Here is a 23,908-nt window from a genome sequence, read left to right on the forward strand (position 1 = left end):
CTACCGGCGCCTGACCATCCGCTACGAACGCCACGGCCACCTGTTCAACGCCTTCCTCGTCCTGGCCGCCGCCATCACCTGCTACAAGAAGCTCGCCAAACAGCCCACATGAGACACGCTCTACGTCATCGACCAGATCGACGGCGAGGTGCCGTCCGGCCTCACCGGCACGCTCTACCGGATCGGCCCCGGCAAGTGGGAGGTCGGCCGCACCCGGCTGCACCACCTGTTCGACGGCGACGGGATGGTCGCGCAGTTCACCTTCGGCGGGCGGTCGGTGCACTTCCGCAACCGGTACGTCCGGACCGGGCAGTTCCGCGACGGGATGGTCCACGGCCGGGCGCGCCGCCCCGGCGTCGGGACCGCGCTGCCCGGCGGGCCGTGGGCCAACTTCGTCCGCGGACGGGGGCCCGCGAACGCCGCCAACACCGGCGTCGCCCTGCACGCCGACCGCCTCCTCGCGCTCTGGGAGGGCGGTCCGCCGCACCGCCTCGACCCCGACACCCTCGAGACCCTCGGCACCGACGACTTCGGCGGACGGCTGCGCGGCATGCTGAAATCCTTCTCCGCCCACCCGAAATGGGACCCGGTGACCGGGGAGATGTTCAACTTCGGCCAGGACTTCGTCCCGCTGCCGGCGCTGAACTGCTGGAAGGTCGACCGGCGCGGGCGGATGCGGCGGCTCGCCAAGGTCCGCGTCCCCGACATGCCGTGGAACCACGACGTCGCGCTGACCGGCCGGCACATGGTGTTCGTCCTCGACCCGTACATGTTCGACTTCCGCACGGTGCTCGGCGGTGCGCCGCTGTTCGACGCTATCCGGCACCGTCCGGAGAAGGGGACGCGGTTCGTCCTCGTGCCGCGGGACGGCGGCCCGGCGCGGATCGTGGAGCACGACGCGCTCGTCCACGTCCACGTCGCCAACGCCTTCGAGGACGGCCCCGACACCGTCGTCGACCTGGTGCTGTTCGACGACTTCGCCGCGATCAAACGCGACCTCGCCGAATTCCGCACGCGCTTCACCGACCTGCCGTCCAGCAGACTGACCCGGTGCCGGATCACCCCGTCCGACCGGGTGATCGAGACGCCGCTGGCGGACCTGTCCGGCGAGTTCCCGCAGTACGACTGGCGGCGCACCACCCGTCCGCACCGCTACACCTACCTCGCCGGACGGACGGGCGATCACGGGGCGTACGACAGCGTCGTCAAGGTCGACAACGACACCGGCCGCACCTGGGCGCACGGGCTCGGCGCCCACACCTACGTGGGCGAACCGATCTTCGTCCCGCGCACTCCCGACGCCGCCGAGGACGACGGCTGGCTCCTCGCCGTCGTCTACCGCGCCGCCGAGCACCGCTCCCAGCTCACCGTCCTGGACGCCCGCGACCTGGACCGCGCCCCCGTCGCGACCCTCCACCTGCCGCACCATCTCCCGCTCGGCTTCCACGGCACCTTCACCCGCCGCATCGCCGACCCCGCCGCGCCCATCCCGCACCCCGACCGCCTCCCGGTGCTCTGAGCCCGCGCCCTTCCCGTCCACGCCCACCAGTCGTACGGCCACGAACCTCCGCCCTGATGGAACCGGGCACGTACGCAGTAGACCCGGATCGCTCAGGCCCACCGCGGCGGCTGTAGAGCGAAATCTCGGCCGACGAGGCGAAAGTGCATGGCTGGTACGCCCCGGTGCACGGCCTTTCCGCTGGTCCGAAGAATGCGGTCGTGATCGCACCCGGTGACGTCCGCGGCACCGTCCTCATTCCCGAGCGGTGCGATGGCCACTGCCTGGGGACGGGCCGGGACAGTCCCAACCTGGCATGCGCGCAATGCGGCCGCGCCGTGGTGACCCGAATCGACGACTGCGGGCTGTGGCAGGCGACCTGGCTGGACCCTCGGGCGCCGCTCACCGTCCCTGACGCCTCATCGCCGAGACGTTCCGCCGCACACTCGATGCGCTGCTGCCGAAATCGATGCTGGAGAAGCCCGCGAAGCTTGTGGCTTTGGCTGGCCCGGAGCTCCCTGTGGTCAGCGCCGATATCGCTCTGGTGCCACAGCATCCGCAGACGGGCGAGGTGTGGCGGCCGTCCGGCGCGGCGGAAGTGGTGCCGGTCGCAGCCGATGTGTGGACGAGACTGGCCTTTTCTGTTCACCTCGACCGGATGCCGGTTCCGGTTACCGGCGGAATTTCCGAGGTGTCTGGCGTGGCGACTCGCCGCTGCCGCTGCTTCCGGGCGGACGTTCAGGCCGGACAGTGGAGTTTTCCTTCGTACCTTGGCGCGGTTGCCGGAGGTTCGTCAGCCGCGGCTCCGTACAGTTTATGATCAGGTGTGTCGGTGTCTGTACTCGCTGCTTTTTTAGATGTGCCTCTCAATGCTTTGTACGGCTCAGTATTCGGAGCCTGATGAGGGTGTTCGGCTGCTTGGGTGTTTGGGGGTTCGGTGTTCGTTATTGGGGTGTTGGGTTGGCCGTGCGGTGGGGTGGCGCTGGCGTACGGGGCCGCCCCTCCAAAGTCAAGGGCGCCTTCGGCGTCGCTTCGCGATGGACTTCGTCCACCCTTGACTTTGGAGCCTCTGCGGCCCCTGAGGCAGCGCCAAGGGGCAGGCTCCGCCTGCCCCGCCCGGGTCGCGCCACCCCACCGCCCTCCACGTCCGCGTGTTCGACAAACCACCCGAAAGGAACAATTCACCGACCAGGTAAAGGTGGAGGAAGTCGGGGCGCGCTGAGCAATATTTTTCTACTGATCAGCAAAGAAGAAGGCCCCTCTGGGCGCGCAATTGTCGGTCACTTGGGGTACACTTTAGGTATGCAGTCAGTGACGGTCGATCTTGCGGGCGCGTCCACCATGGAATTGGTGAACGCGCTCTCAACGATCGCCACTGAACTCGCCCAACGACAGGCCCCGGAATCGGCGGCCGCGTGCCTGGAACTCACCGAAGACCTGGCCGCCGCCTGCGATATGCAGGAAAGCGCGCTGGCCGGTTTCATCGGACGCGTCGACGCCACCGGCGAACAGCAAAGGTGGGGATTCCCCTCCACGCGGGCATGGCTGCGCTCGAGGCTGGGGATGCGGGAGAACCGCGCCAAGGAACGCCTGACGTTGGCGCGGCAGCGCCGCCGCCTGCCGCAGGTGACCGAGCAACTGGCGGCCGGAGAATTGTCGTACGGGTACGCCGCCACGGTCGCCGACTCGGTAGCCCGACTGGATGACACTGACTGCGCCAAGGCCGAGAACAAGCTGCTGGAGATGGTCGCCCAGGGCTTCTCACCGGGGAAGATCGCGGTGTTCGGTCATCGGATCCGCGACGTGATCGCCGAACGCGATGACACCGAGCACGAACCCGAGGAAGTCAAGCGCGGCTACGCCAAGTCCTGGATCACCAGCTCCGGTTCCCTGGACGGCGGCCGCTACATCAAAGGGTGGCTGAACGCCGAAGACGCGGCCATCTGGGATGGCACCCTGGCCCCGCTGGTGAAGCCGGCCGGGCCCGACGACCACCGCGATGTCGCCGAACGAACCGCCGCAGCGCTGTCGAGTGTGCTGTCGGGCGGCCACAAGGCCACCAAGGTCACCGTCATCTGCGACCTGGAAACCCTCACCGGCGGCAAGGCTCCGGGCCGTCTCATCGACGGGACGCCCATCCCCGCCGAGCAGGTGCGCCGCATTGCTCTTGCGGCCGGTGTATCGCCGCTGATCCTGGGACGCGGGCACAACCCGCTGTACCTGGGGTATCGGGAGCGGTTCGCCACCCCGGCCCAACGCCGGGTCTTGGAGACGCTGTACCCCACCTGTGCGGTGCGGGAGTGCGAGATTCCCGGGACGTTGTGCGAGGTCGACCACGTCCACGGCTGGGCCCTGGGAAACAGTCCGACCGACATCGACCAGCTCACGCTCACCTGCGGATGGCACAACCGCTTCAAACACACCAGCCCACGCCAGATCGGCATCACTAAAGATCCCGACGGGCGGTATGTGTACCGGCTGCTGCCACCGGACGCCAGGTCAAGAACCCTGAGCGGGAACGGGCCACCGGGCACACTCGGCCCACACGACACCACCTTCGACTGGGCCGCATAACCAGCCCCACCCGCACATGACCGGTTCGCCCGAATCCACCGCGGATCTCGGGCGAACCGGCATGCCCACATTTACTCCCGGCTCTCCGCTGCTCCGTCGGCACCGGTCGCATCCACCAGGAGCCCGGACGGCTCCGGCCAGTTGGTGATCTACTCGGCGTGCGAGGCAGCCGCCTTCCACACGTCGCTGACTACCCCAGACTCGACCTGTCCCCGGCGATGGCACAGGCCCACTGGCCCTGAGGTAGTTCCCACGAGGCGTGTCTTGATGGCAGGTCAGCCAGTCGTTGATAACGGCGAGGTGGACGACGGCCTCCTAGCGGGTGGCCACGGCACGGTGGTGTTTCAGCCCGTTGATGCCGTACCCGACTGCGCGCCGCCGCCCGGCAGCCAGCTCGCACCACACCGGCGGGCGTCCACCGCGGCTGCCCTACTTCTTGCGGTTGTGGGCCTGGGCGGCCCTGACCGCGATGGCGCAGCCAATCCAGCTTCTACGCAGATAGGTGTGGTTGGCGCGGGAACGGTAGGCCTTGTCAACGCGGACCCGGTTGGAACGGCTGCAAGGACGCCCGGGCCCGACATAGACAACACGCTGACGCACTCCAGGACGGCAAGGGCCGCAGGAGCGGCGCGCCCTTCAGGTGCCTTCGTCTCTCCAGATCGCGGGAGTGAGGCGAGCCCACCCAACCCGTACTGCACCACCGGCGTGAGGTCGGCGCCCCATGCACGCTGGGATTCGTCTCCCTGTCCCTCTCCGCCTCTTGGTCCTCTGGTTCGGGGGCGGTGGGGTGGCGCGACCGGGGCGGGGCAGGCGGAGCCTGCCCCTTGGCGCTGCCTTAGGGGCCGCAGAGGCTCCAAAGTCAAGGGTGGACGAAGTCCATCGCGAAGCGACGCCGAAGGCGCCCTTGACTTTGGAGGGGCGGCCCCGTACGCCAGCGCCACCCCACCGCACGGCCAACCCAACACCCAATAGCGAACACCCTCTCCAGCACTCCCTTCAACGGATCACCCTTCAACGGATCACCGCAGAGGCTCCCAAAAGGATCCGTTCAGACCGCCCAAACAAACGTGCCACTATGCACAGCCCCTGCGCCCAAGCTTCGCGGTTCCGCCGGCCCGCCCAACGCAACAGCGAACACACCCCGCTGATCGACGAACACCTTCGGCCTCGGTCAAAGGCACGCAGAGCCCCCTGCTGCGTGCCTTCGATCGACGCCATTTCGCGGTGGACGGCGGGGCGGCGTAGTTTGCCCAAGGTGGTGGTCTTGGTACCTGAGGCGTTTGCACAGAGCACTGTTGAGCGCGAAGGGGAGCGGGGCGCGCAATGGATCGCCGAACTCCCCGGAACCGTCAAGGAGTTGCTGGAGCTCTGGGAATGCGTGCCGGACGGCGGGGTCATGCACGGGGGCGTCGGGATCGTTGTGCCGGTGCGGCGGCGGGAGCGGAGGCGCAGGGAGACGGCCGTGCTGAAGGTGTCCTTTCCGCATCCGGGGAACGTCCATGAGCCGGACGCGTTCGCGGCATGGGGTGGGCGTGGGGCGGTGGAGATGTTCGAGCGCGACGACGCGCGGTTCGCGATGCTGCTGGAGCGTGCCCGGACGACCTCCCTGGCGCAGGAGGCGGAGGACGTCGACGAGATGGTGCGGGTCGCGGGCGGCGTCAGCCGGCGGTTGGCGATTCCGGCGCCGCCGGGACTGCCCAGGCTGCGGGATCGGGCCGATGACTGGGAGCAGCAGCTGTGGCGCGACGCGCGGGAGCTGCCGCACAGATTGCCGCGCCGCGTGCTGGACGCTGCCGCGGCGACCGTCCGGGAGTTGGGCCGTGCCCAGCCGGACACGCTCGTCCACGGTGACCTTCATCCGAGGAACATCCTGCGCGCCGATCGCGAGCCGTGGCTGGCCGTCGATCCGAAGGGGTACGCGGGGGATCCGGCGTATGACGGCGGCGCCCTGCTCAAGTCGCTCGTGCTGGTGCTCATCGAGGCCGATGACCTCGTCAAGGCTCTGCATCGTGCGATGGACGTCTTCGCGGACGCCGCGGAGCTCGATCGCGAGCGGGTCCAGCGTTGGGCCCAGTTGCACGCCGTCCAGGGCGCGTTCTGGGCCCGTCGCCACGGATTCGGGGTGGCCCGGCAAGGGCCTGAACTGGAGCGGATCACGGATCTCGCCGATCACCTCGCGGTATCGCTGACGAGCTGACGGACCGAAGGGTTCAGCGCTTGGGCGGCCAGCCTGACAAGGGGAGCGGGCCGCGGCTGAGGACCGTGCGGATGGCGAAGGTGCTCCGGGCGTCGCGGACGGGCCCGATCGCCAGGATCTCGTCGAGCAGCACCTGCTCGTACGTCGCCAGGTCGGGGGCGGCCACCTCGACCAGGAAGTCGGCCTCACCGGAGACGACGTAGCAGGAGACGACCGCCGGGATGGCGGTCAGGGCGGCCTCGATGGTCCGGGACGTCTCCCGTGAATGCTGGTCGACCTTCAGCGCGACGAAGACGGTGAGTCCGAGCCCGAGCCGGTCGCGGTCCAGTTCCGCGCGGTAGCCCGCGATGACGCCGTCGTTCTCCAGCGCCTTGGTGCGGCGCAGGCAGGACGACGGGGAGAGCCGGACGGACTCGGCGAGGTCGACGTTCGCGGTCCGGCCGTGCTCCTGGAGGCGTTCGAGGATGGCGCGATCGATGCGGTCGTACAGAGGTTGCGGCATGTCGTACAGGATAGAAGCGATACCACGGCACAACATTGCGTCGACGGCTATCCAAGCAGCACAACACGCCATCGCGTTTCACGCGTTCCGGGACATGCTCCTGCCATGCCTCCGCACCACGACGAAACGTCCTCATCCCTGTCCACAGCGGGCGCCACGGCGCTGTACGTCGGCGCGCTGCTGGGCCCGAGCCTGCTGCTTCTGCCGGGGCTGGCGGCTCGGGCGGCCGGTCCCGCGTCCCTGCTGGCGTGGATCGGGCTGCTGGTGCTGTCTGGTCTCATCGCCGTCGTCTTCAGCCGCCTCGGCACCACGGTCGGATCGACGAGCGGCGTCGCCGGCTACGCCACGGCCGGGCTCGGTCCGCGCGCCGGACGCGCCGCCGCCTGGTGCTTCCTCGGCGGGGTCGTCACCGGGGCGCCGGTCGTGTGCCTCATAGGCGGAGCGTACGTGGCCGAGCTGCTGAAGACGGGCGACCGGACGGCGTACACGGCCGCCGCCGTCCTGCTGGCGCTCGTGCTGGCGATGCGCCTCGCGGGTGCCAGGACCGGGGTGCGCCTGCAATTGACGCTGGTCGCCGTGCTCGTGGTGCTTGTCGTGGTCGCCGTCGGAGGGGCGGCGCCGGCGGCGCGTGCCGCGTACTGGCATCCGTTCGCGCCGCACGGCTGGGGTTCGATCGTCCGGGCGGCCTCGCCGCTGATGCTGGCGTTCGTCGGGTGGGAGGCCGCCGCTCCGCTGACCGCCCGGCTGCGGGACCCGCGGCGGCAGTTGCCGCGCGTCGTGGCGGCCGCGTTCGCCGTCACCGCCGTCCTCTATCTGGCGTTGGCGGCCGCGACCGTCGGCGTGCTCGGGCCGCAGGCCGGCAGTGCGGTGCCGCTGGCGGGTCTGCTTCAGGTCGCGGTCGGCAGGAGCGGCGCGGCGATCGCGGTGGCCGGTGCGGTCGTCCTCACCCTGGCGGCGACCAACGCCTACCTGACGGGTGCCACGGTGATGGCCTCCGCCCTGGCCGGGCAGGGGAGAAGGCGGCCGGGTCCGGCCGCCCTCGTCGCCGCGATCGCCGCGGCCGGGGGGCTGCTGCTCGGCCCGGCCGCCGCCGGGCTGGTCACCACCGCGCAGTTCGTCGCCGTCCCGACCACGCTGTTCCTGGTCGTCTACCTCGGCTGCATGGCGTCGGCGGTCCGTCTGCTGAACGGCCCGGCGCGGCTCGCGGCGGCGATCGCCTGCGTCGTCGTCCTTCTGCTGCTGGTCTTCTCGGGCTGGGCCGCGCTGCTCGCCGCCGCCGTGGCCGTGACGGCGTCCATGTGCGGTTCACTCCTTCGCCGAGGACGAGGAGACGACGGGCTCTCCGGCGGCCGGCACGTCGTGCTGGACGGTGCGCGCCGTCCTGCGGCCGGTGCCGAGCGTGAGGAGCAGCGAGCCCGCCGTCAGTGCCACGCCGAACCAGACGACGCTCGTGACGCCCAGGTTGTCGGCGAACAGTCCGCCGAATAGCGCGCCGAGCGCGATGGAGGTGTTGTACGCCATGGTGTTGAGCGACATCGCGGCCTCGAAGGTCTCCGGCGCGGCGGCGAGCGTCATGTTGACCTGCGACAGCTGCACGACGCCGAACGAGACGCCCCACAGGACGAGCGAGATGATCGCCCCGGCCGTTCCGCCGCCGATCGCGAGCAGGAGCAGCAGGGACGCCACGAGCCCGGCGCAGCCGGTGAGGAAGCTGCCGCGCAGGCTCCTGTTCACCGTGTATCCGGCGATGAAGTTCCCGGCCGCGCCGCCGATGCCGAAGATGATCAGCACGATGGTGATGAAGAGGGGCTTGGCGGACGTGTTGTCCTCCAGGAACGGGCGGACGAAGGTGTAGGCCCCGAAGTGGCCGAGGACGAACAGCACGACGGCGCACAGCACCGCGCGCAGCGGCGCGTTCCTGACCGGCAGCCCGAACACCTCGCGGACCGAGACGGCGTTCGCCGACGGCAGCGAGGGGACCGTCGCGACGACCGTCAGGAACACCGCCACGCTGAGGCCCGACCAGATGAGGAACGTGGTGCGCCAGTCGGTGAGGTTCTCCAGGACGGTCCCGACCGGGATACCGACGACCGTGGCGATCGAGATCCCCGACATCACGATCGCGGACGCCCTGCTCGCGTGCCGTTCCCCGACGAGGCGCACCGCCATGCTCACGCCGATGGCCCAGAACACGCCGCTGGCGAAGCCCATGAGGAGCCGCGTCGCCAGAACCAGCGGATAGTTCGGTGAGACGGCGGTGACGAGGTTCCCGAGGGCCAGCACGGCCAGCAGGACCGACAGCAGCACGCGCCGGTTGACGCGCCTGGTCCACGCCACGATGAACGTCACGCCGAGTCCGGCCGAGACGCCGTAGAGGGTGACCATCAGCGCGGCCACGCCCACGTCGATGCCGAGGCTCGCGCTCAGCGGGGTGAGCAGGCCGACGGGCATCAGTTCCGTGGTGAGGAAGACGAACAGGCTGGCCGTGATCGCGGCGACACCGAGCCAGGCCCTTCGGGACGAGTACGGATGCTGGTCATCTGCGTTCACGCGTGCGCTCCTGATCGATTGCGGCCGGGACGCGACCGGCTGACCGTTTAACGTTGAAGTGTTCAACGTTGCTGACGGTAGGCCGGGTGGTACCTTGATGTCAAACAGTTCAACGTTAAGGAGTGAGCGCGTGGCCCGTGATGCCGTCGATCTCGTCGTGGAGCAGTGGGGCCGCGTCCGCCCGGACCTCGACGCGTCCCCCATGGGCGTCCTCGGCCGCCTCTCCCGGCTGACCCGGATCGTCGAGCGCGAGCTGAAGGCCCTCTTCGCCGAGTTCGGGCTGGAGCGGGGCGAGTTCGACGTGCTCGCCACCCTGCGGCGCGCCGGCGCGCCCGAGGGCATGACGGCGGGCGCCCTGGCCCGCGCCTCGATGGTGACCTCGGGCGCCGTCACCAACCGGCTCGACCGGCTCGTCGCCAAGGGCTACGTCACGCGCGACGTCGACCCCGCCAACCGTCGGACCGTCGTCGTCGCCCTCACGCCAGCCGGGCGCGAGCTCATCGACCGCGCCGTGGTCGCGCACGTCGACAACGAGCGCCGCATCCTCGCCGCGCTCGACCGGCACAAGCAGGACGACCTCGCCGCGATCCTGCGCACCCTGCTGCTCGGCCTCGGTGACGAGGCGGACACAGCGGAGGTCGCGGAGCTCGACTGAGCCGGGCCCGATCAGGCCGTCGTCAGCCAGGCGGCGATGTCGTCGATCACGGCCGGGTCGACGTGCTGCGGGCGGTCGTAACCTGCGGGCGTCGACGGGCCGGTGCCCGGAAAGAACAGGTGGTCGGCGGCGTCGTGGACGCGGATGGTGACGTCCGGTCGGCCACCCAGGGTCGCGCGCCAGCGGGACAGATCGTCCTCCACGGTCACCTGGTAGTCGCGGCCGCCTTGCAGGATGAGCATCGGTTTGCGCAGGTCGAGGGCGGTCGCGACGGGGTCGTAGGCGCGCATATCCAACCAGTAGGGCGCGGACAGGCCGAAGGGCAGGTCCGCCGCGGGCGTCGACGGCGACAGTGCGGGGTCGGCGACCCGGGCGGCCTGCCGGGCGATGGCCTCGACGGCGGCGTCCGCGTCCGGCCCCGGGGCCAGGGACGCCAGGTGGCGCGTCACGCGGACGGCGGCCTCGTGCATCGGCTGCGCGTCCCCGGCCATGATCACCAGCCCGGCGACGGACGGGTCGGCGGCGGCGACGCGCGGGGCCGCCTTGCCGCCCATGCTGTGCCCGAGCACGAAGACCCGCGCGGCGTCCACGTCCGGTTCCCGCCGGAGCAGGGCGACGGCGGCGAGGGCGTGCGGGACGTACTCGTCCGCCATGGTGAAGCCGGGGTCGGCGGCCACCTCGGCGGGGTGCGCGAAGGTCACCTTGTCGAACCGCAGCACGGCGATGCCGCGGGCGGCCAGGGCCCAGGCGATGTCCTTGAGGGGCTTGTTCGGGCCGCTGGTGGCGTCGCGGTCGAACGGTCCGCCGCCGCTGAGCAGCACGACCCCCGGCCACGGTCCGCGCCCTCGCGGAAGGCTCAACGTGCCGGGAGCGGACAACGGCCCAGAGGCGAGGACGACGTCCCGCTCCTCGAAGGCCGACGGGTCGGCGTAGGGCGGCGGGCTCCACGCGGCGGTGCCGCCGGGCGCGAGCCGGAAGCCGTTCAGCAGGCCGGAGCCGTCCACGGACATGACCACGGTCAGCGCCCCGCGCTCGCACTCGACCGGGACGCTCACCCGGACCAGGCCGGTCCCGATCGGCTCGGCCACCGGCTCCCCGACGGAGGTCACCGTCCCGTGGCGCGCGGTCGCCTCCGTCCACGCGACCCGCAGCGTCCCGGCGGACGCGACGTCCCGCAGCGGCGCCGCGAACAGCGCCTCGACCTCGGTGAACCGTCCCGCGCGCAGCGACCGGACGACTCCGGCCGCGGTGGCCTCCGCGTCTGCCATGGCAACCCCTCTCAAGTTTGAGAAAGGTAACATAGATGAGATCGTAGGCCCATGGACACCCTGGAGCTGCTCGCCCATCCCGTCCGGCTGCGGGTCGTGCACGCGATGCGCGGCGGGCGGCTGCTCACCACGTCCGAGCTGTGCGAGCGGATCCCGGACGTCTCGAAGGCGACCGTCTACCGGCACATCGACCTGCTCGTCTCCGGCGGCGTGCTCGACGTGGCCGAGGAGCGCCGGGTGCGCGGCGCGGTCGAGCGCCGCTACCGGCTGCGACAGGAGCGCGCCGCGATCGACCCCGGGACGCCGCTCACGCCGGACGATCACCGGCGCGGGTTCGCGGCGGCGATGGCCGCGCTGCTCGCCGAGTTCACCGCCTACCTCGACCGCGACGGCGCGGACCCGGCCGCCGACCTGGTCGGATACCGCCAGCACGCCGTCTGGCTCAGCGAGGAGGAGCTCCGCGAACTGATCATCGAGATGCGCGCCGCGATCGCCCCCCGGCTGGCGAACCCCGCCTCGCCGGGCCGCGCCCAGTACCTGCTGAGCCCGATCCTCTTCCCGATCGAGCCGTCCGCCGCCGACGACGACGCCGACGCGGGCTAGTTCGGCGATGTCGTGCGCCCGGCGTCCGGCCCCGATGGAGCGGGAAGCGGCTGGACGGGCCGCACGCGTCAGGCGAGGGATTTCGTCCACTCGTCGATGGTGAGCACCTCCGCCTGGCGCGGAAAGACCTTCTCGATCAGGACGCGGTGGACCTCCTCGTCGGGGTCGGCGCAGCCGTCCGCGAGAACGGTGAGCCGGAAGTCGAGATCGGCGGCCTGGCGCAGGGTGGACAGGACGACGCCGCTCGTCGCGATCCCGGCCAGCACGAGGTGCCCGATCCCGCCGGACCGCAGCACGAGATCGAGATCGCTGCCCGCGAACGCGCTGACCCGCTTCTTGGTGATCACCGGCTCGCCGGGGCGCGGGGCGACGTCCGGGTGGATCGCGGCGTTCGGGTCGCCCGGGGTGAAGGCGCCCTCCGGCAGGGCGCCGAACGTCTTGTTGCGCGGGTTCTTCTCGGGGTGGCCGTCGCGGAACCCGACGACGACGTGCAGCACCGGGATCCCGGCGTCGCGCGCGGCGGCGACCGCCCCGGCGAGCCGGGGCACGTAGCCGTCGTCGGCGACGCGTCCGGCCATCGCGTTCTGGACGTCCATCACGAGCAGGGCGGTGTCGGTCATAGTCGATCGGCCTTTCGGGGTGCGGAGCCGGCGCGGCTCAGGGAACGGTCCACCACCGTCACCAGCAGGAAAGCGACGGAGACGGCGAGCATGAACAGGGCGAGATGGTGCATTCCGCCGGTGTCGGCGCGGGACCCGAAGAACGTGCCGTTGGCGGCGGACGCGACGATCGCCCCCAGGTAGCCGAAGGTGCGCAGCAATCCGGCGGACGACGCCAGCCGCTCCGGATCGGCCTGGTGGTAGACGGAGTTCTGCAGCGCGAGGCTGTTGAGCCCCTGCGGGACGCCGACGACGAGCGCGACGGCCACGATCAGCCAGACGGCACTGCCGGAGTGCAGCAACAGCAGCAGTGCGCACGCGACGACCTGTGCCACGGCTCCGGCAAGGAGCTTCCCGCGGATTTCCGGACGCCGTCCTGTAGCGGCCGAGACCAGGATCGCGGTTCCGAACAGCGGCAGTTGCGCGAGGCCCGCCTGGGACGCCGACAGGCCGCGTCCCTCCTCCAACCATTGCGTGTAGCCGTACAGGAACGCGTACGTGACGACATAGGTGAGCAGTGCGCGCCCATAGGTGAGCAGCAACGCCCTGTTGCCGCCGAGTATGTGCAGGTCGATGAACGGCGTCTCCGCGCGCAGTTCCCGCAGCGTGAAGGCCGCCGCCGCCACCGCCACCACGACCAGCAGGTACAGATGTCCGATGCCCGGGTTCATCAGGAACACCAGCAGCGAGATGAGCGTGACGGCGAAGAGTCCCATGCCCATCAGGTCGAGCCCCGCTAGGCGCCGCTCACCGTCGGTGCGTTCCGGTAGCGGCATCTTAGGCAGACGCAGCGCGCCCAATGCGATTCCGGCCAGCGCCAAGGGGATGTTGACCGCGAGCGTCGCGCGCCATCCACCGAGGCCGATCAGCAGCCCGCCGAGGGACGGCCCGACGACCGCGACCGTCTGCGTGGTGATCGCCAGCACGGTGAGGACGCCGGCCGGGCTGTCGCGTCCGGTCCGTCCGGCCTCGCTCCGGATGAGGGACATCGCGGCCGGATAGCCGGCGCACGTCCCGAAGCCGAGCAGCACCCGCGCCGCGATCAGCGTCCACAGGTCCGGCGCCAGCACGCCGACGACGCCCGCGAGGCCGGTCAGGGACGTCCCGGCGAGGAACAGCCGGCGCGGCCCGAACAGGTCGATCAGCCGCCCGACCACCGGCTGGCCGATCGCGGTCGCCAGGTACAGCGCGGAGATCAGCCAGGCCGTCCGGGACGGCGGGGCCCCGAACGCCGCGCCGATCGGCACCAGCGCGACCGAGATGATCGAGGAGTTCACCGGGTTCAGGACGGCGCCGAGCATCATCGGCGCCAGCAGCCGCCGGTCGAACCCGTCCTGCGGCGCCCGGCCGCCGCCGGGACCGTGCCGGCGCAGCGAGCCGGTGACCTGCGCGAGTACCGACGTCACCGGCGCGGCCCCCGCCGCGCGGTCCGTTCCGGTACGCGTGCCGATCCGCCCGTTCCGTCCATGCCTCCACGGTATTTTCTTCAGGTTCAACTGTCCAGCTCAAGCTGAACAAACGCTCCTGTGCAGGCAAGGCTGGTTGTTTTCCGCGCGCACGTGAGCCCGGACGGTGGCCGAGTCCGCCCCGTTGTCGCCTGTGTCCGGTGGACGTTCGCGCTAGTAGACGAGCGCCTGCACGTCCGGGCCGGTGATCTCCTCGACGAACGTCGGGGCGCCGGCGATCCGGATGCCCGGCAGCACGTCGTCCGGGCCGATGTTCCGGCGCGCCGCGCACTGCGTGCACAGCGTCACGCGGCCGGCGGCGAGGATCACCTCGAGCAGGTCGTCCAGCGGCGTCGCGTGCTCCAGCTGGAACCCGGCGGCGCGGCCGGGCAGGGAGAACCAGGCGGACTCGCCCGTCAGCCACAGCGAGATGGGCACGCCGCTGGCCGCCGCCGCCGCCGCGACCGTGAACGCCTGGTTGCAGCGCTCCGGCGCGTCCGCCCCCGCCGTCACCTTGATAACCAGAGGTCTCGCCATAAGGCGACTCTAGCCCCGCGGGCGCGCGTAGCATCGTGCGGCGTGAGCGGCATGGTGAACGCGGGTGTCCTGGTCCTCGCTCTGGCGCTGGTGGTGGCGGCGGCGGTCCTGCTCGTGGTGCGTCTCGGGCGGTTGAAGTGACGGCGCGCGCCTCGGGTGACGCGGCGGCCGGCCGCGCCGCTACGCTCGGTGCTCATGGAGCCTGAGCTGCACCCCGACCTTGAGCCGCTGAAGTTCCTCCTCGGCACGTGGGAGGGCGCCGGCGTCGGCGGCTATCCCACGATCGAGGGCTTCAACTTCGGGCAGGAGATCTCCTTCTCCCACATCGGCAAGCCGTTCCTCGTCTACGCCAGCCGCAGCTGGCTCATCGAGGACGACGGCACGCTGGGCCGGCCGCTGGCCACGGAGACCGGCTACTGGCGCCCCCGCCCGAACCACGAGGTCGAGGTCACGCTATCCCACCCGACCGGCATCGTGGAGATCTACGTCGGCAACGTCGCCTTCAACCGGGTCGAGTTGCAGACCGACGTCGTGGCGCGCACCGAGTCGGCCAAGGAGGTCACCGGGGGCACCCGCCTGTACGGCCTCATCGGCGAGGACCTCGGCTGGGCCTACGACATGGCGGCGATGGGCCAGCCGCTCCAGTCGCACCTGTCCGCGCAGCTCAAGCGCGTCGGCTGAGAGCCCTTCGGGGCGCAACCGGCTCGGCCGCAAGACCCCGGACATGGAACGATCCCCGGACCTTCCCGCGGGTGCGGGGCGATGGACAGGACTGGTCCATCGGTCCGGGGATCGGGTAACTGCCTGGTATTCGCCGGTCACCGTCGCGACCGGTTGCCACCGCCCGTGGGCGGCGGCGCCGAGGCGGAACGGCGACTAGCGGACAGCCACCTCGCGAGTCCCAGAATCAACCATTTCTTGGACCACCTCCTTTCGCGCGTACCCCGCACGCTATGCGAGCCCCGGGCGTTCGGGCAAACGGGTTTTCGGCGATGGGTCCGGCATACACTCGGGGCATGGTCGAGTCGTGGCAGGAGGAGCTGCGGGCTAAGGGGTACCGGGTCACCCCCCAGCGTCAGCTGGTGCTCGAGGCGGTCACCAACCTCGAGCACGGGACCCCCGAGGAGATCTGCACCGAGGTGCAGCGCACCGCCCGCGGGGTCAACATCTCCACCGTCTACCGGACGCTGGAGCTGCTCGAGGAGCTCGGGCTCGTCAAGCACGCCCACCTGGGCCACGGACCGCCGAACTACCACCTGGCCGCCGAGGCCGAGCACATCCACCTGGTGTGCCGCGGCTGCCACACCGTGCAGGACGTCGCCCCCAAGGCCGCCGCCGGGCTGGCGGACGTGCTGGCGAGCGAGTTCGGCTTCGAGACCGACGTGCACCACCTCACGGTCTACGGGCGGTGCAAGGAGTGCCGCGCGACATAGTCTGGCTCCATGGAGAGCCCGCTGTTGCAGTCGCCCGGGGCAGTCGCCGCCGATGAACCCGACCAGGAAGTCGCCGCGCACTACGGCGAGCCCGCGCACGAGCAACGCGCGCTCGAAGCGGGCACGGCGTTCGCCGACCGCGGCAACCGCGGCGTGGTGCGGGTCTCCGGGCCGGACCGGCTGAGCTGGCTGCACAGCCTGCTGAGCCAGCACCTGGACGGGTTGAAGCCGTTCGAGCCCACCGAGGCGCTGCTGCTCAGCCCGCAGGGCCACATCGAGCACCACATGTTCCTGGTCGACGACGGCGAGGCCGTGTGGATGCACGTGGAGCCGGGGCGGGCGCCCGCGCTGGCGGAGTTCCTCGACCGGATGCGGTTCATGCTGCGCGTCGAGGTCGCGGACGTGTCGGACGAGTACGCGGTGATCACCGGTCCGGAGGGCGGCGGCCTCGCCTGGCCCGACGTCGCCGGAACGTTCACCCGGATCGTCCCGAGGTCGGACGGTTTCCCGGACGGTCTGCGACCGGCCGGTATCTGGGCCTATGAGGCGCTGCGGATCGCCGAGCGGCGCCCCCGCTTCGGCCTCGACACCGACCACCGGACGATCCCGCACGAGGTCGGCTACGTCGAGACGGCCGTCCACCTGAACAAGGGCTGCTACCGGGGGCAGGAGACGGTCGCGCGCGTCCACAACCTGGGGCGTCCGCCGCGGCGGCTGGTGTTCCTGCATCTGGACGGCAGCGTCGACCGGCTGCCCGCGCACGGCGACCCGGTGGAGATCCCCGGCGGGCGGACCGTTGGGTTCGTCGGGTCGGCGGCCCGCCACCACGAGCTGGGGCCGATCGCGTTGGCGCTGGTGAAGCGGAACGTGCCGGTGGACGCCGAGCTGCTGGCCGGCGGGGTGGCCGCCGCGCAGGAGGTCGTGGTGTCGCCGGACACCGGCGCGAACGCGCAGATCGATCTCCGGAGGCGCCCGGCAAATCGGGGGTAAAGCGGCCACCCGCGGGGCAAAATCGTCTGGTATAGACGATTTCTGACCGGCCACCGCCCGGGGAAGGTGGATTCCTACCGATGGTCGCGAACCTGGGGAAAGAGCAGCCGCCGGCCGCGCGCAGAGGGGCGCGGCGCCGCCGTCCCCGCCGGGAGTCCGCGCTCGTGTGGTGGGTCCTGTTCGCGGCGGTCGGCGTCGCCGCCTGGTACCTGCACTCCTGGCGGATCGCGCTCCTCGGGCTGCTCGGCTGGTGCCTGTACGAGTTCCTGCTCGTCCCGACCCTGTGCCGCGTCCTCACGCGCCAGGGCGCCCCGTGCGTGGAGCGCGCGCGGGGACGGCTGTTCGCATGCACGCCGAGCCATCAGCACGTGAAGAACGACGCGCTGTGGAAGCTCATCGGAATGCGCAACCCGTTCCGCAGGCGACCGGCCGCGGACGATGAGCGCGGTAGCGGCGTCGTCGTCCACTCGGCGAACGTGAGGGGACGGCTCGTACCGGCCGATCGGGCGATGATCCTGCTCGCGGGCATCGGGACCATCGTCACCGTCGTGGGAATGGTGTACGGGTTCGACTGATCCCGGTGCCGGGCTCAGATGTCGACAATGAGCGTGATCGGGCCGTCGTTCACCAGGGAGACGGCCATGTCCGCACCGAAGACGCCCGTCTCGACCTTCGCCCCCAGCACGCGGAGTTCCTGGACCACCGCGTCCACGAGGGGCTCCGCTACAGGGCCGGGCGCGGCCGCCGTCCAGGTGGGGCGGCGTCCCTTGCGCGCGTCCCCGTAGAGGGTGAATTGGCTCACCACGAGCAGCGGCGCGTTCAGATCCGAGCACGACTTCTCGTCCTTGAGGATGCGCAGCCCCCACAGCTTGGCCGCCATCCTGCGCGCCTTTGCGGCGTCGTCGTCGTGCGTCACCCCCACCAGGACCATCAGGCCCGGACCGTCGATCTGCCCCACGACGCGGCCGTCCACGGACACGCTCGCCTGACTCACCCTCTGGACTACGGCCCTCATGACCATGCATTCTGCCGCTTATGGGAGCAACGACGCTCATCACGGTGGCGCCCACGGGCGCGGAGTCCGCCAAGGCGGATGTTCCGGCCCTGCCCGTCACCCTGGATGAACTGGTCCAGACGGCCAAGGAATGCGAGGCGGCCGGCGCGGCCGTCATCCACGTGCACATCCGCGACGACGACGCGCGGCCGACGCTCGACCCGTCCCGGCTGCGGGACACGGTGACGGCGCTGCGGGAGAGCACGGGACTGATCGTCCAGCTGTCCACGGGGGGTGCGGTCACCGACCCCTACGAGGACCGCCTGCGCGTCCTGGACGCGGCGCCCGACATGTGCTCGCTCACCTGCGGGACGGTCAACTTCGGCGACGACGTGTTCATGAACCCGTGGCCGTTCATGGTGGAGCTTTACCAGCGCACCCAGGAGCTGGAGGTCGTGCCCGAATTCGAGCTGTTCGACCTCGGACACATCGCTTCCCTGCACCGCCTATTGGACAAGCACGGACTCCCGTACGGCGGCCACGTCCACTGCGACCTCGTCATGGGTGTTCCCGGCGGGATGCCGGGAGACGCCCGTACGCTCGTGGCGGCCGTCGAGGCGCTTCCCGCGGACGCGACGTGGTCGGCCACCGGAATCGGCCGGACGTCCCTGCCCGTGCTGTTCGCCGCGTTGTCGGCGGGCGGGCACCTGCGGGTCGGCATGGAGGACACGGTCACCCTCGCCAAGGGGCAGCCGGTGACCGCGAACGTCCAGCTCGTGGAGCGCGCCGCGTCCGCCGCCGCCCTCGCCCAGCGGCCCGCGATGCCCGCCGCCGACGCCCGGGACCTCCTCGGTATCAAAGCTCGCTGACCTGCTCGAACGCCATCCCGACGGACGGTTCCGGCGCGCGCCGGGGCCGTCCGTCCCGCCGTGCGCGGCCGGACGGTTATCCACAGAATGTGGTTCGGGTTCACTTCGGTGCGGTGGGTAATCGACCATGGAGACCCGCGGGCCCGGCGGCCCGCGTTCACCGACGACAGGGGGGCGCAGTGGAGATCAATCCCGTACTCGTGGAGGTCGAGCGGTCCGGGTTCGTGGAGTCGCGGCACCGCGGCGCCGCGATCGGGCTCGACGCCGGCGGCGAGCCGGCGGTGCGCGCGGGCGCGCCGGAGGAGCCGATCTTCCCGCGCTCGGCGAACAAGCCGATGCAGGCCGTCGCGATGCTGCGGTCCGGGCTCGACCTCGACGGCGAGCTGCTCGCGCTGGCAGCGGGCAGCCACTCCGGCGAGGACTTCCACGTCGAGGGCGCGGAGAAGATCCTCGCCGGGGCCGGGCTCGGCGCCGCCGACCTGCGCTGCCCCCCGCAGTGGCCGCTCGACCAGGCGGCGCAGCAGGAGGTGGCGCGGTCGAACGGCGGCCCGTCCCGGATGCGGATGAACTGCTCCGGCAAGCACGCCGCCATGCTCGCGGCCTGCGTCGCCGCCGGCTGGCCCACCGAGAGCTACCTCGATCCCGAGCACCCGCTGCAGGTCGCCGTCCGCGCCACCGTCGAGGAACTCGCGGGCGAGCCGGTCACCGCGACCGGGATCGACGGCTGCGGCGCACCTCTGTTCGCCGTGTCGACCACCGGAGTGGCCCGCGCGTTCCGCGCCCTCGTCCTCGCGGCGCCCGGCACCCCCGAGCGTCGCGTGGCCGATGCGATGCGCGCCCACCCGCAGTGGACGTCCGGCACCCGCCGCGAGGAACGCCTCCTCATGGACGCCGTGCCGGGCCTGCTCGTCAAGTGCGGCGCCGAAGGCGTGGACGCCTTCGCCTACACCGACGGCCGCGCCGGCGCCGTCAAGATCGACGACGGCGCCATGCGAGCCCGCACCCCGGTGACGGTCGCCCTGATCCGAGCCCTTGGCATCGACAAGGCCGTCCCCGGCGCCCTCGACGACCTGGCGACCGTCCCCCTCCACGGCGGCGAAACCACCGTAGGCACCATCCGCCCAGCCCCGACCGCCTTTACCCCACCGGATTAACCCACAACCCCCAGAACCACCCGGCCCGGCGACAGTTGGCGACTCCACCATGGCGCGATGCCAGCGCGACATGCCCGCCGCGGCTGTCGCGGGGTGGACGTAGCGGCAGGCGTGCTCGTGATTGCTGTACGCGATGGCGACGAGGCGCGCGAAGGGCTCCACCGGCGAGGCGGGGGAGTTGTGCAGTCCCTCGGGGGTTGCTCTGAGGTCGCCCTGGCCGCGGACCCACCGCATCCGGGTGGCCGCACGACGCGCCGAGACGGCCGTTGCGAGGTGGACGTGATGGAGGTGGTGGCGCCGTGGAGGTGGTGGCGTCGTAGCCGTGGCTATGTGCGCGGGTGGCTGCAAGGCGCCCGCGAAGGGCGCCACCGGGGGACGGCCGGGGCGCGCGGTGTCCGTAGAGGTTGTTCTCAGGGGCGTCCGGTGGCGGTGCGACGTGCCTTAGGCGGCGAGGGGAAGCGGCGGACGCGGTGAGAGGCGTGGCCGTGCTTCTGTGCGCGGGTTGGGACTGTTACTGGGCGAGGCCCACCAAGCATGTTGGCCGGGTTGGACGGCGGCCGTGTTGAGGCTGGTGGGCGAGTGCGCAGAGCCCGGGGGCAGCCGGGGGAGGGGGAGGTGTTCGTTAGGCCTTGTGCTTGGGGCGTTTGAGGGACTCGACCTCGTTCTTCAGGGTCTCCGCGTCCTTGACGATCTTGGCGCGTTCCCTGAGGGTCTTGTTGGCCAGGCCCTTGCCGGTCTGGACGCGGGGCTCGCGGCCCGGCTGCGGGTTCTCGTACTGGAACTCCTCGTCCTGCTCGGAGGTCGGAGGGTAGCTGTGCGAGAACATGCCGGGACGGTAGTAGTAGAGCCCGCCCTGCTCCATGCCGCGGTGGTTCGTCTGGTCGTTGCGGCGCTCCGGGTGGATCTTCCTCGAGGAGGCGCTGACCGTCACCCAGAGCCAGGCCAGCAACCCGACCGTACCGAGCACCGGAATGATCCATGCCCAGTACATCGCCCCGATGTGAGCGGTGTTGGCATAGGCCGTGGCGAGCATCCCGTCCACCTCCCGATGGTCGGTCGTTGCTGACGGTTATGGGTGTGTCCTCTAATTCGCCGCATTAACCTCCGGGGTCGGTATCGGGGCCGGTGAGCCGAGGGTCCGGTTGCGTCCGGCGGGCAGGCCGGGGATGGCGAGGGCCGCGCAGATGGCGAGGACGGCGGCCATCGGAACGCTCCACCCACCGGTGGCGTCGTGCAGCGCGCCGATGGCGAGCGGGCCGAGGGCCGCGATGACGTAGCCGACTCCCTGCGCCATTCCGGACAACTGCACGGCCACCCCGGCGTCGTGCGCGCGCAGCCCGATGAACGACAGCGCGGTGGCGAACCCGAGGCCCTGCCCGATGCCGAGGACGACCGCCCACAGCCACACCGAGGAGATCGGCGCCCACGTCGTGCCGGCGAACCCGATGAAGGCGAGCGTGCAGGTCAGCACCACCAGCGGCCGCTGGTCGCGCATCCGCCGCTCCAGCATGGGGACGCCCAGCGAGCCGACCGCCTGGATCGCCGCGGTCAGCGCCAGGACGTACCCGGCGGAGGTGTCGCTCATCCCGCGGTCCTGGCAGATCGTCGGCAGCCAGCCGAGCACCACGTACGCCAGCAGCGACTGGAGGCCCATGAAGACCGTGACCTGCCAGGCCAGGCCCGCGCGCCACACCACCGCCGCGGCGGCGCGCGCGGGCGGCGCGGACCCGGCCGAGCGCGCGTCGCGCGCCGCGCGCAGCGCCTTCGGCAGCCAGATCAGGCCCGCGGCGGCCGCCGGGACGGCCAGCAAGCCGAGCGGCAGCCGCCACGAGGAGCCGAAGGCGTCCTCGACCGGCACGGCCAGCCCGGACGAGATCGACGCGCCTGCGCTGACCGCGAGCGTGTACACCGCGGTGACGGTGGTGATCGAGTCCGGATGGTCGCGCTTGATGATGGCGGGCATCGCGATGTTGCCGATGCTGATCGCTATGCCCGCGACCAGCGACCCCGCGAACAGCGGGAACGGCGCGTCCAGCAGCCGCAGCAGCAGCCCGGCGATGAGCAGGCCCATCGCGATGACCAGCAGGGATTCGCTGCGCGGCGCGCGCCGCAGGAAGGGGGCGACCAGCCCGTAGGAACCGAAGAACACCAGCGGCAGCGTGGTGAGCGCCCCCGCGGCCGTCCCCGACAGGTGGAAGGCGTCCTGGATCTCCGTCAGCACCGGCCCGACCGTGGAGATCGCCGGGCGGAGGTTGACGGCCACCAGGACGATCAGCAGCACCGATCCGATCAGCCCGGCCCGCCGCGCCGTCACCGGTCCTCCCCGTGGCCGAGCAGGGTGTCCAGGACGGCGAGGGTCGGTTCGACGACCGCGGCGGCGGCGCGCGCGGCGGCGTCCGGGTCGGACGCCGCGATCGCGTCCAGCACGGCCCGGTGCCTGGCCGGACCGGCCTCCGGGACCTCGTGGTCGAGCCGGACGGCGCGCATCGCCTCGCCGAGCCGGACGATGAAGAACCGCATCGCCTCGATCAGCACCGGGTTGCCGCTGGCCTCGGCGACGCCGAGGTGGAAGCGCGCGTCCGCGGCGCCGAACTCGGCGGCGCCGTGCTCGTCCGCGCCGGTGGCCTCGTCGCGGGCACGCAGCAGCTCCTCGAGCCGCTCCAGGTCGGCGGGGGTGCGCCGCCGTGCCGCGAGACGCGCCGCCTGCACGTCGTAGGCGAGCTGCACCTCGAAGACGTCCCGCGCCGTCGCGTGTGCCACGCCACCCAGCAGCGGGCGCGGGTCGGCGCTGCTGCGCACGTAGGTGCCGTCGCCGCGCCGCACCTCCAGCACGCCGCAGTGCGACAGCGCCCGGATCGCCTCGCGGACGGCCGGGCGGCTCACGCCGAGCTGCGCGGCCAGGTCCAGCTCGCCGGGGATGCGCTCGCCCACCGGCCACGAACCGCCGCTGACCTGCCGTTGCAGCTGGTCGAGAACGGCATCGACGGTCGAGCCGCTCGGGACGGGACTCAGCGCCACCATGACCTCCCTCTGTCAGATGTCAGACATCTTACGAAAAGCTCAAGTTGGCCACCAAGGCCGGGGCCGACCCCGCTGGGGAGGATCAACGACAGAGGTCGGTTCCCGTCGGGGAGGCTGCCGGTCGCATCAGGACGCGGATCAGCGGGGGGCCGATGCGTCTCGGGGGCGCGGATTCGGTGGTGGAGATCGGTTCGCGTAGGGGTGCGGCAGCGCGGATGAGCGGGGGAAGCCGGTTCGCGGCCAGGCCGGTGATGGGGCCGGGTAGCCCGTGGTCCAGCCCGAACGCTCGGCCCGACGCCGCGGCGGCCGACGAGGGAGCTGTGGTGGGGCGGCGCGGGGTGCGGGTCGGGGGTGCTTGGGGGTTCGTGTTCGGGAGTGGCGCGGCCGGAACTCGTGGGGGCGGGCCCGCGGCGGTCGGCGGGAGGGGTCTCGGCGACCGCCGCGGGCTCGGACAACGCCTGCCGGGCCGGGGGGTGAGGGATGGATGCCGTTCCGGCAGGCGTCGCGCTCGGCGGGTCGGGGTCAGGTGTGCGCGGTCATCTGACCTGGCGGATGTTCCCCGCGTGCCGGTGGTGGATCCAGCGGAGCGGGGCGAACTTGTGCCAGGTCGCGGAGACGCGGGCGTTCGCGGCGCGTTCCCGTTCGGCGGCGTCGCGGGCGGCGGCCTCCCGGCGCGCGGCCTCCGCACGTTCGGCCTCGAGGCGGGCGAGTTCCCGCGTGGCGGGGGTGGAGGCGGGGTCGCGCCGGGTGCGCTGCGACGGGCTGCCGCGCACGACGCCGCCCGTCACGTCGCCGCCGCGGTGCGGTATCTGCGGGTCCCTGCCCTTGGGGTGCACGCGCTCCTTGGACGCCACGATCGTCAGGACCAGCCAGCCCGCGATCGCCAGGAAGATCACGACCGGTCCGATCGTGTACAGGTAGATGTCCCCGATGTGGACGGAACTGCCGAGCATGTGGCG

Annotated in this window: 23 protein-coding genes and 1 pseudogene; 13 read left to right on the top strand and 11 right to left on the bottom strand. The window is 71.5% G+C overall.

The features are described from left to right. Positions 1-148 precede the first annotated feature (148 nt). The 4 genes from QP089_RS41800 to QP089_RS41815 all read left to right on the top strand — a co-directional run bounded on the left by QP089_RS41800 (position 149) and on the right by QP089_RS41815 (position 6,269). Complete coding sequence (locus QP089_RS41800; RefSeq protein WP_353070676.1) at positions 149-1,519, top strand: carotenoid oxygenase family protein; 1,371 nt, start codon at positions 149-151, stop codon at positions 1,517-1,519. Positions 1,520-1,967: 448 nt separating this feature from the next. Next, the gene (locus QP089_RS41805; RefSeq protein ID WP_285919965.1) at positions 1,968-2,318 is read left to right on the top strand and encodes a hypothetical protein; all 351 of its coding nucleotides are present in this window, start codon (positions 1,968-1,970) and stop codon (positions 2,316-2,318) included. Positions 2,319-2,800: 482 nt separating this feature from the next. Then, positions 2,801-4,072: an HNH endonuclease signature motif containing protein gene (locus QP089_RS41810; RefSeq protein WP_285919967.1), complete on the top strand. Its 1,272-nt coding sequence runs from the start codon at positions 2,801-2,803 to the stop codon at positions 4,070-4,072. A 1,198-nt stretch (positions 4,073-5,270) separates the two neighbouring features. After that, complete coding sequence (locus QP089_RS41815) at positions 5,271-6,269, top strand: aminoglycoside phosphotransferase family protein (RefSeq protein ID WP_285919969.1); 999 nt, start codon at positions 5,271-5,273, stop codon at positions 6,267-6,269. A gap of 13 nt (positions 6,270-6,282) precedes the next feature. Here QP089_RS41815 and QP089_RS41820 read toward each other — a convergent pair whose 3' ends face one another. After that, the gene (locus tag QP089_RS41820; RefSeq protein WP_285919970.1) at positions 6,283-6,771 is read right to left on the bottom strand and encodes an Lrp/AsnC family transcriptional regulator; all 489 of its coding nucleotides are present in this window, start codon (positions 6,769-6,771) and stop codon (positions 6,283-6,285) included. Positions 6,772-6,876: 105 nt separating this feature from the next. On the opposite strand from QP089_RS41820, the pseudogene QP089_RS41825 reads away from it, so the two are divergent. Continuing rightward, a pseudogene (locus QP089_RS41825) lies at positions 6,877-7,995 on the top strand (APC family permease); the annotation flags it as partial. 81 nt (positions 7,996-8,076) lie between these two features. Here the strand turns inward: QP089_RS41825 and QP089_RS41830 are convergent. Beyond that, the gene (locus QP089_RS41830; protein ID WP_285919972.1) at positions 8,077-9,321 is read right to left on the bottom strand and encodes an MFS transporter; all 1,245 of its coding nucleotides are present in this window, start codon (positions 9,319-9,321) and stop codon (positions 8,077-8,079) included. A 130-nt stretch (positions 9,322-9,451) separates the two neighbouring features. On the opposite strand from QP089_RS41830, the gene QP089_RS41835 reads away from it, so the two are divergent. Next, positions 9,452-9,976: a MarR family winged helix-turn-helix transcriptional regulator gene (locus QP089_RS41835; RefSeq protein ID WP_285919974.1), complete on the top strand. Its 525-nt coding sequence runs from the start codon at positions 9,452-9,454 to the stop codon at positions 9,974-9,976. An 11-nt stretch (positions 9,977-9,987) separates the two neighbouring features. Here the strand turns inward: QP089_RS41835 and QP089_RS41840 are convergent, their stop codons facing one another. Next, on the bottom strand, positions 9,988-11,244 hold the full coding sequence (locus QP089_RS41840) for an alpha/beta hydrolase (protein WP_285919977.1): 1,257 nt from the start codon (positions 11,242-11,244) through the stop codon (positions 9,988-9,990). A 51-nt stretch (positions 11,245-11,295) separates the two neighbouring features. Here QP089_RS41840 and QP089_RS41845 point away from each other — a divergent pair, with 51 nt between their 5' ends. After that, entirely contained in the window at positions 11,296-11,847 is a 552-nt protein-coding gene (locus tag QP089_RS41845; protein ID WP_285919979.1) for a helix-turn-helix domain-containing protein, read from the top strand. Positions 11,848-11,915: 68 nt separating this feature from the next. On the opposite strand, the gene QP089_RS41850 is transcribed toward QP089_RS41845, so the two are convergent. The 3 genes from QP089_RS41850 to QP089_RS41860 all read right to left on the bottom strand — a co-directional run bounded on the left by QP089_RS41850 (position 11,916) and on the right by QP089_RS41860 (position 14,488). After that, positions 11,916-12,467 carry a cysteine hydrolase family protein gene (locus QP089_RS41850; protein WP_285919981.1) on the bottom strand — a complete coding sequence of 184 codons (552 nt, stop codon included), beginning with the start codon at positions 12,465-12,467 and terminating at the stop codon, positions 11,916-11,918. Beyond that, positions 12,464-13,912, bottom strand: coding sequence for an MFS transporter (locus QP089_RS41855; protein WP_285919983.1), 1,449 nt, complete (start codon positions 13,910-13,912; stop codon positions 12,464-12,466). Before QP089_RS41855 ends, QP089_RS41850 begins: the two co-directional genes overlap by 4 nt. A 213-nt stretch (positions 13,913-14,125) precedes the next feature. After that, positions 14,126-14,488 (bottom strand): DsrE family protein, encoded by a 363-nt coding sequence (locus QP089_RS41860; RefSeq protein WP_285919985.1) that lies wholly within the window; start codon positions 14,486-14,488, stop codon positions 14,126-14,128. Positions 14,489-14,683: 195 nt separating this feature from the next. Here QP089_RS41860 and QP089_RS41865 point away from each other — a divergent pair, with 195 nt between their 5' ends. The 4 genes from QP089_RS41865 (at position 14,684) to QP089_RS41880 (ending at position 17,486) form a co-directional block, all read left to right on the top strand. Further along, the gene (locus QP089_RS41865) at positions 14,684-15,169 is read left to right on the top strand and encodes a heme-binding beta-barrel domain-containing protein (protein ID WP_285919987.1); all 486 of its coding nucleotides are present in this window, start codon (positions 14,684-14,686) and stop codon (positions 15,167-15,169) included. Between the two features lie 335 nt (positions 15,170-15,504). Beyond that, on the top strand, positions 15,505-15,921 hold the full coding sequence (locus tag QP089_RS41870) for a Fur family transcriptional regulator (protein ID WP_285919989.1): 417 nt from the start codon (positions 15,505-15,507) through the stop codon (positions 15,919-15,921). A 9-nt stretch (positions 15,922-15,930) separates the two neighbouring features. Continuing rightward, positions 15,931-16,911 carry a CAF17-like 4Fe-4S cluster assembly/insertion protein YgfZ gene (gene ygfZ / locus QP089_RS41875; protein WP_285919991.1) on the top strand — a complete coding sequence of 327 codons (981 nt, stop codon included), beginning with the start codon at positions 15,931-15,933 and terminating at the stop codon, positions 16,909-16,911. 80 nt (positions 16,912-16,991) lie between these two features. Further along, entirely contained in the window at positions 16,992-17,486 is a 495-nt protein-coding gene (locus QP089_RS41880) for a hypothetical protein (protein ID WP_285919993.1), read from the top strand. A gap of 14 nt (positions 17,487-17,500) precedes the next feature. On the opposite strand, the gene dtd is transcribed toward QP089_RS41880, so the two are convergent. After that, on the bottom strand, positions 17,501-17,926 hold the full coding sequence (gene dtd / locus QP089_RS41885) for a D-aminoacyl-tRNA deacylase (protein WP_285919995.1): 426 nt from the start codon (positions 17,924-17,926) through the stop codon (positions 17,501-17,503). Between the two features lie 20 nt (positions 17,927-17,946). Here dtd and QP089_RS41890 point away from each other — a divergent pair, with 20 nt between their 5' ends. Together QP089_RS41890 and QP089_RS41895 are read left to right on the top strand one after the other, a co-directional pair. Then, positions 17,947-18,774, top strand: a complete 828-nt coding sequence (locus tag QP089_RS41890) for a beta-keto acid cleavage family enzyme (protein ID WP_285919997.1) — start codon at positions 17,947-17,949, stop codon at positions 18,772-18,774. Between the two features lie 179 nt (positions 18,775-18,953). Beyond that, positions 18,954-19,928: an asparaginase gene (locus QP089_RS41895; protein ID WP_285919999.1), complete on the top strand. Its 975-nt coding sequence runs from the start codon at positions 18,954-18,956 to the stop codon at positions 19,926-19,928. 622 nt (positions 19,929-20,550) lie between these two features. Here the strand turns inward: QP089_RS41895 and QP089_RS41900 are convergent. The 4 genes from QP089_RS41900 to QP089_RS41915 all read right to left on the bottom strand — a co-directional run bounded on the left by QP089_RS41900 (position 20,551) and on the right by QP089_RS41915 (position 23,902). After that, the gene (locus QP089_RS41900; RefSeq protein ID WP_285920001.1) at positions 20,551-20,970 is read right to left on the bottom strand and encodes a hypothetical protein; all 420 of its coding nucleotides are present in this window, start codon (positions 20,968-20,970) and stop codon (positions 20,551-20,553) included. Between the two features lie 42 nt (positions 20,971-21,012). Then, on the bottom strand, positions 21,013-22,242 hold the full coding sequence (locus tag QP089_RS41905; protein WP_285920003.1) for a CynX/NimT family MFS transporter: 1,230 nt from the start codon (positions 22,240-22,242) through the stop codon (positions 21,013-21,015). Then, positions 22,239-22,949, bottom strand: a complete 711-nt coding sequence (locus QP089_RS41910) for a FadR/GntR family transcriptional regulator (protein WP_285920005.1) — start codon at positions 22,947-22,949, stop codon at positions 22,239-22,241. The genes QP089_RS41905 and QP089_RS41910 overlap by 4 nt, the downstream gene beginning before the upstream one ends. A 536-nt stretch (positions 22,950-23,485) precedes the next feature. Further along, positions 23,486-23,902, bottom strand: coding sequence for a hypothetical protein (locus tag QP089_RS41915; RefSeq protein WP_285920007.1), 417 nt, complete (start codon positions 23,900-23,902; stop codon positions 23,486-23,488). Positions 23,903-23,908 lie beyond the last annotated feature (6 nt).

The organism is Actinomadura opuntiae, from assembly GCF_030283205.1.
Taxonomy (GTDB): domain Bacteria; phylum Actinomycetota; class Actinomycetes; order Streptosporangiales; family Streptosporangiaceae; genus Spirillospora.

Bases quoted from the DNA above. Each gene is read 5' to 3' on its own strand.
- QP089_RS41805 (WP_285919965.1), top strand. From the start codon at position 1,968: ATGCTGGAGAAGCCCGCGAAGCTTGTGGCTTTGGCTGGCCCGGAGCTC.
- QP089_RS41810 (WP_285919967.1), top strand. From the start codon at position 2,801: ATGCAGTCAGTGACGGTCGATCTTGCGGGCGCGTCCACCATGGAATTG.
- QP089_RS41820 (WP_285919970.1), bottom strand. From the start codon at position 6,771: ATGCCGCAACCTCTGTACGACCGCATCGATCGCGCCATCCTCGAACGC.
- QP089_RS41840 (WP_285919977.1), bottom strand. From the start codon at position 11,244: ATGGCAGACGCGGAGGCCACCGCGGCCGGAGTCGTCCGGTCGCTGCGC.
- QP089_RS41845 (WP_285919979.1), top strand. From the start codon at position 11,296: ATGGACACCCTGGAGCTGCTCGCCCATCCCGTCCGGCTGCGGGTCGTG.
- QP089_RS41850 (WP_285919981.1), bottom strand. From the start codon at position 12,467: ATGACCGACACCGCCCTGCTCGTGATGGACGTCCAGAACGCGATGGCC.
- QP089_RS41860 (WP_285919985.1), bottom strand. From the start codon at position 14,488: ATGGCGAGACCTCTGGTTATCAAGGTGACGGCGGGGGCGGACGCGCCG.
- QP089_RS41865 (WP_285919987.1), top strand. From the start codon at position 14,684: ATGGAGCCTGAGCTGCACCCCGACCTTGAGCCGCTGAAGTTCCTCCTC.
- QP089_RS41870 (WP_285919989.1), top strand. From the start codon at position 15,505: ATGGTCGAGTCGTGGCAGGAGGAGCTGCGGGCTAAGGGGTACCGGGTC.
- ygfZ (WP_285919991.1), top strand. From the start codon at position 15,931: ATGGAGAGCCCGCTGTTGCAGTCGCCCGGGGCAGTCGCCGCCGATGAA.
- QP089_RS41880 (WP_285919993.1), top strand. From the start codon at position 16,992: ATGGTCGCGAACCTGGGGAAAGAGCAGCCGCCGGCCGCGCGCAGAGGG.
- dtd (WP_285919995.1), bottom strand. From the start codon at position 17,926: ATGAGGGCCGTAGTCCAGAGGGTGAGTCAGGCGAGCGTGTCCGTGGAC.
- QP089_RS41890 (WP_285919997.1), top strand. From the start codon at position 17,947: ATGGGAGCAACGACGCTCATCACGGTGGCGCCCACGGGCGCGGAGTCC.
- QP089_RS41910 (WP_285920005.1), bottom strand. From the start codon at position 22,949: ATGGTGGCGCTGAGTCCCGTCCCGAGCGGCTCGACCGTCGATGCCGTT.
- QP089_RS41915 (WP_285920007.1), bottom strand. From the start codon at position 23,902: ATGCTCGGCAGTTCCGTCCACATCGGGGACATCTACCTGTACACGATC.